Below are 5,446 nucleotides of genomic sequence, written 5' to 3' on the forward strand. Positions count from 1 at the left end.
CTTTCAGAATTTCGCGCGTCAGACTACCGGGAAGGAGGCAGAAGGATCCGCGGATACGGAGATTTCATGAACAAGGGATTGTGGCGGAATCCCTCGTCTGGCTGTCCCAAGTACCTTCGAGTGGAGACGGGCCGCGAAAGAATCGAAATATGGTTACCCTTTTTTCTTCGGGGCCACTCGCGGACGCCACTGCACGAATGAGCGGAGGTCGACCTGGAAGGTCCAGGAGCTCTTCGGCTGATTAATCAGATGAACGATCTCGTTGCAGATGGCCTCCGGCGCAACGAAATGCGAGGGGTCGGTGTTGGGCATCGCCTCGCGTACCCGCGGACTGTCTACCGCGCCATCGACGTCGAGCGAAGCCGCATGCACCCCCAGATGCATGAACTCATAAGCCACCGATTCGGCGATCGCTCGCGGCGCGAGTTTGGAGGCGTTATAGGCCGAGTATTGCGCGGGGCCGCCGCGGGTTTCGGAGCCCAGGACGAAAATCACCGTCCCACCCCCTCGGTCCGCCATCTTGCCGACGACTGCCTGGGTACAAAAGAAGGGACCGTAGGCATTTACCTTGAGCTGAAAGTCGAAATCCTCTTCGGTGATGTCGAGTAGCGGTTTGCGCAAGTATGCGCCCGCGTTGTTGATCAACACCGAAATGGGGCCAAGTTCTTTCTCTACTCGTTCAACCGCCGCCAGCACCTGTTCGCGCTTCGAGACATCGGTCGGAGTGACGAGTGCCTTGCCGCCCGCCTTGCGAATGAGGTCCGCGGTCTCTTCGAGTTGCGACTGGGTGCGCGCGATGAGGCCACAAGCATAACCTTCGCGAGCCAGACGCTGCGCGATGTCGCGGCCGATTCCGCGGCCAGCTCCCGTAACCAATGCAATTTTCGCCATAGCGCAGGAATCTTAGCGATCCCAGGAGAACGGGGAAACCCGAATCTTGCCCTGAGGCCGGAATTCCGCGAGTTACTCGTCCGTGCGCGTAGTGGCTGACGCTAATTCCTTTCAACGCCCGCCGCCCGATGTTCTCCGTTGCCCGGGTTTACCCCAGCGGATGGAGATTATTAGAAGTCATGGCCCCGGACATTACCCAATATTTATGACTTTTCCGCGATCGCACCTTGGCGCTCGTGTTTAAGGATGATACCGTCGAGGCCAGGTGACACGGGAATGAAGTTCCTCCCGATTGTGCTGGTGACAGGTTTATTTCTCGCATCACCGCCCGGCTTGAGGCCAGCGCATGCCGACGGGCCTATCGAAGTCACCGCGCCCGCTGGCGACGATCCGCCCAATCAGGTCCTGGAAATCCCGCCGGCCTGTGCTCAAGACGGCGCGCAGGATGCGTGCGAAGACTTGGGCTCCGATTCAACCGCGGACGCCTCTAGTACCGCGACCGCTGCAGACCCATCGGCGGCCAGCGCCACCGCCGCTCAGGCTGCTAGTCTTGCTGGTGGTGACGTGGGAACCGCGCAGGACTACCAGGAGCAAACGGACAGCGGACTGTACTCTCCGGGAGTACTAGCCCCCTATGGCGGTGGGTCGGTGGAACCCTATCCCCGCATGCCCGCACTGGCGGCGGCGCCGATGCCAATTGCTCCATTTGTGGGTGCGGCGCCATTCGTCCCTTCGGTCATTCCCGCGGCGGGCCCGATAGCTTTCGGGCGCGCGGCGTGGATGCCCGCTCCGCGCCCCTTCACCCCGATGATAGTGCGTCCCATGGGGGCTCCTGGAATGCCGCGCACGTTTCGCCTCCGCTGAAATTCAAGGGTATTATTTGCGCTCCCAGACGCTGTCGCCACCAGGCAGACCTGCGGGAGACCAGCAATGCTCATCACGCTTGACGTCGGTAACAGCCACACCGTCATAGGAATCTACGACGGTGAGAAACTGACGCATCACTGGCGGATCCAAACCGTCCCGGAACGCACCACCGACGAGCACGGCGCGCTTCTCAACACGTTGCTAGCAGGGGCTGGTATCGAGCCTGGGTTTAAACCCGAAGGCGTGATCATCGCCTGCGTGGTGCCTCCCCTGAATCAATCGATGGAGCATCTCGCGGAGCGCTACTTCCGCTGCATCCCGGTGATGGTTGGGCCCGGCATCAAGACCGGCATGCCGATTCTGTATGAGAACCCCAAGGAAGTCGGCGCCGATCGAATCGTGAACGCCGTCGCGGCGTACGAACGATATTCCAGCGCGTGCATCGTTGTTGATTTCGGTACCGCTACCAGCTTTGACTATATAACCGGCCGCGGAGAATACGCGGGCGGCGCGATTGCTCCAGGGCTGGATGTTTCTATGGATGCGCTGATTGCGCGCGCGGCCAAGCTCTACCGGGTCGAGCTGGTGCGTCCTCGTGAGGCAGTCGGCCGCACCACGATCTCTTCCATTCAGTCGGGTCTCATTTTCGGCTATACCGCATTGGTAGATGGTCTGGTTCATCGCATCCGCAAGGAGCGGGGCGAACGGGCGCGGGTAATCGCGACCGGAGGGCTGGCGGAGTTGATCGCGCGCGAGTCCGAAACCATCGAGGAAGTGGATGAATTTTTAACCCTGAAGGGGCTGCGATTGATCTTCGAGCGCAATCGCCGCTAGAGGGAGAGATGTGAATGGAAAAGCCCGTGCGGATCGTTACCGATTCCATGATCGGAATGAAACTGCCGGACTATGCTCGCCACTCGCCGAGAGTTGCGACCGTGCTTGGACACAATCCCGGTCCATTCACGGGTCCGGGCACCAACACCTACCTGGTCGGCGCGAGTGCGCGTCCGATTCTGCTCGACACCGGTCAGGGAGTTCCGATTTGGGGCGATCTTCTGGTCGCCGCGCTCAAGGAGCTGTGCGGCTCCTCCGAACTAGACCGAATAGTGCTGACCCACGCGCACGTCGATCATATCGGTGGCGTAAAGCAGGCACGGGAACGCTTCGGGGAAATGGAAGTGATCAAGATGCCGTGGGTGGGTCACGATACGGCGGCCGGCAATCGTCTGACCGCAATCGCCGATGGCGCGGTCGTGAAAGGCGAGGGGCTAACTCTCCGCGCCATCCATACGCCGGGGCACGCTCCAGATCATCTGTGCTACTATCTTGCCGAGGAGCGCGCGCTCTTCACCGGTGACGTCGTGTTGGGGGCGGGGACTACGGTGATTCCCGATGACACCGGCGACTTGGGCCAATATATGGATTCCCTCCATCGCCTGCTCGAACTGGATTTGGAGACCATCTACCCGGCGCACGGTCCGGTTATCCGCAAACCCAAGGAAAAGATTCGCGAGTACATTTCGCATCGCGAACTGCGCGAACAGCAGATCCTTGAAGCCCTGTCTGGCGGGGGGCTCGAGGTGATGGCAATCGTGAAGAAAATTTACATCGACGTTCCGGAATATCTGCATCCGGCAGCGGCCAGTTCGGTGCGTTCTCATCTAAAAAAGCTCGGCCGGGAAGGCCGGGTAGTAGAGCATGGGCAACGCTGGAACATCAATTAGGGCGGCGGTTCGCATCGCCTGCGGAGTCGGCTGCGCGGTGGCGTTGACGGCCGGTGTTTTTAGCGCGTCGCTGTACGCGGCTGACGGCGAAGAACCGGCCACCGCCGAAGTGTGGTCAAAGGCTGTTGCCCCCGCAACCACCGAGCCAGCCACGGCCGAATCCACAGCACCGTCTAGCACGGAGCCCGCGCCAACGACCATGGCGACTCCGTCTTTCGGTGAGGTCCACGCGCTTCCGGTGGCGTCCTCTCCGGCGCCCGCGAACTTAGTCGTCGCGCCCGCCGAAGAGATCGCCGCGCCTCCTACCACCCAGGAGATTCCCGCGATAACTTCAGCTGCTCCGCCGCCCGCGGCTCCAGCTCCATCGCCGAGTCAGAACGCGGCGGATGGATCCTCCACCGGCACGGGCAACGGGCAATTCGACCTGGACAGCCCAGATGTCCAGCGCTACGAGCGCGCTCAGGCGGGGTACATCGATCCTCAGCAGCAATTCGGCAACGCGGCAGCGTACACTGCCGACGGCGCCTTCACTTCTCCCATTGGCGTCGAACTGGAGGAGGGCAGCTGTAAGCTGTCCAACGGGCAGGAGGCGCAAGGCCTCATGGTGCTCGAGGTGACAAAAGGGAGTCCCGCCGCCACCGCGGGATTACACGGATACAAGCACGCCGCGCATACCGCGCTGCAGGGAGCGTTTATCGCCGCGGCGTTGTTTCCTTCTCCCTTTGCACCGATTGCAATGCTGGCGCTGCCGGTGATCGAGCTAACGCATGTGGGCGAAAGCTACGACATGATCATTGGGGTCGATGGCTCGCGGGTCACCAACTACCTCGATTTCACAGACCGCCTCCACGAGGCCCGGCCGGGGGAGATCGTGTACTTGAGTGTTTTGCGCGACGGCAAGCGCTCCCAAATGAAGGTCTTTCTGCCGCCCAGCGCCGACTACACCTGGTAGGTTAGCAACGCGCTAAAGCGGCAGACGTCATCAACCTTAGAAGCGGCGATCGGCGCCGATAATTTCTTTCACCAGATGTAGGATTTCCGAGCGCGGATCTCCGGCTACATGGTCGGTCCCGCAGTGGTCGAACAAATTCCAGGACAGGTTCCACTCCCGTTGAAGCAGGTGCTCGGGCAGGGCGAATCGGTCGGCATCGGTGTCGCCATCGGGCCCACCGCCACGGTAGCTCCCGCGGGCGAGCCCTGTTCGAACCGTTGCAGGCTATAGCTGTCGGGCGGAATGCAGAAACTGTAACCGGCGCTGGCAGTAGCGGTCGGAGCGAGCAGCGCGACCGCCGCATCGGTTATCGCGACTCCACCTTTCGACAATTCTATGGTGGTGCCGCTGTCGGGATTGTTGGCCGCGGTGCCGGCGATGCTTCCGTGGCCAAGACAATCCATGGTTTCACCAAAGAGCCCCGAAGTCGCCGCCGACACCGTCGCGCAGGCGGTTGGAGGGCCTACGACGTTCTGCTGCACCAGAATGGTGTGACCCGGAAATGGATCGGACCCTCCCAGGTAAAGATCCTGTGCCTCCGCAAAGACATCAAAGTTCTGCGCGCTGGAGGAATTGAAGGCGTGCGTCGGCACGTTCAGAGCGAACCCGAGACTGGTGCTGCCTCCGGGAATCGTCAGAGGCGTGGTCAGCGCACTGACGAGGTCATTGGTTCCGGTGTTTTCGGCGACCACCTGTACGGTGGTCGAGGTGCCGGGCGGCTGCGCCGCCGTCAGATTCAAGGTTCCCTGCAGATAAGCAGTTGTGAGCGCGAAGCTGCAGGTCGCGTTTGCCGGCGTGGCGGTGCCGGTGGGGCTGGAGGTCGGGGTAAAGCAATGGCCTGCGGCGATACCCGAGGTCACTCCGCCTATCGCGGCCGAGCCCTTCATGAACAGTGTATCGTAGCCCGGCGCGCTGATTTCCAGAACATATGTGGCGGTTGGAGAACCGATGGGGATTTGCTGGAAAGCGGCAG

Annotated in this window: 6 protein-coding genes; 4 read left to right on the forward strand and 2 right to left on the reverse strand. The window is 61.4% G+C overall.

Annotation, left to right across the window (positions count from 1 at the left end; translation table 11 throughout):
- Positions 1–153 precede the first annotated feature (153 nt).
- Positions 154–891 (reverse strand): SDR family NAD(P)-dependent oxidoreductase, encoded by a 738-nt coding sequence (locus tag VGI36_15375; protein HEY2486529.1) that lies wholly within the window; start codon positions 889–891, stop codon positions 154–156.
- Positions 892–1,167: 276 nt separating this feature from the next.
- On the opposite strand from VGI36_15375, the gene VGI36_15380 reads away from it, so the two are divergent.
- From VGI36_15380 to VGI36_15395, 4 genes are all read left to right on the forward strand, one after another.
- A complete protein-coding gene (locus VGI36_15380) occupies positions 1,168–1,755 on the forward strand; it encodes a hypothetical protein (GenBank protein ID HEY2486530.1) in 588 nt (195 codons plus the stop codon).
- A gap of 66 nt (positions 1,756–1,821) precedes the next feature.
- On the forward strand, positions 1,822–2,592 hold the full coding sequence (locus VGI36_15385; protein HEY2486531.1) for a type III pantothenate kinase: 771 nt from the start codon (positions 1,822–1,824) through the stop codon (positions 2,590–2,592).
- A 14-nt stretch (positions 2,593–2,606) separates the two neighbouring features.
- On the forward strand, positions 2,607–3,482 hold the full coding sequence (locus VGI36_15390) for an MBL fold metallo-hydrolase (protein ID HEY2486532.1): 876 nt from the start codon (positions 2,607–2,609) through the stop codon (positions 3,480–3,482).
- A gap of 199 nt (positions 3,483–3,681) precedes the next feature.
- Entirely contained in the window at positions 3,682–4,434 is a 753-nt protein-coding gene (locus VGI36_15395) for a PDZ domain-containing protein (protein ID HEY2486533.1), read from the forward strand.
- A gap of 104 nt (positions 4,435–4,538) precedes the next feature.
- On the opposite strand, the gene VGI36_15400 is transcribed toward VGI36_15395, so the two are convergent.
- The coding region (locus VGI36_15400; GenBank protein ID HEY2486534.1) for a hypothetical protein at positions 4,539–5,446 on the reverse strand (908 nt) is incomplete at its 5' end.

Source organism: Candidatus Binataceae bacterium (assembly GCA_036495685.1).
Taxonomy (GTDB): Bacteria; Desulfobacterota; Binatia; order Binatales; family Binataceae; genus JAFAHS01.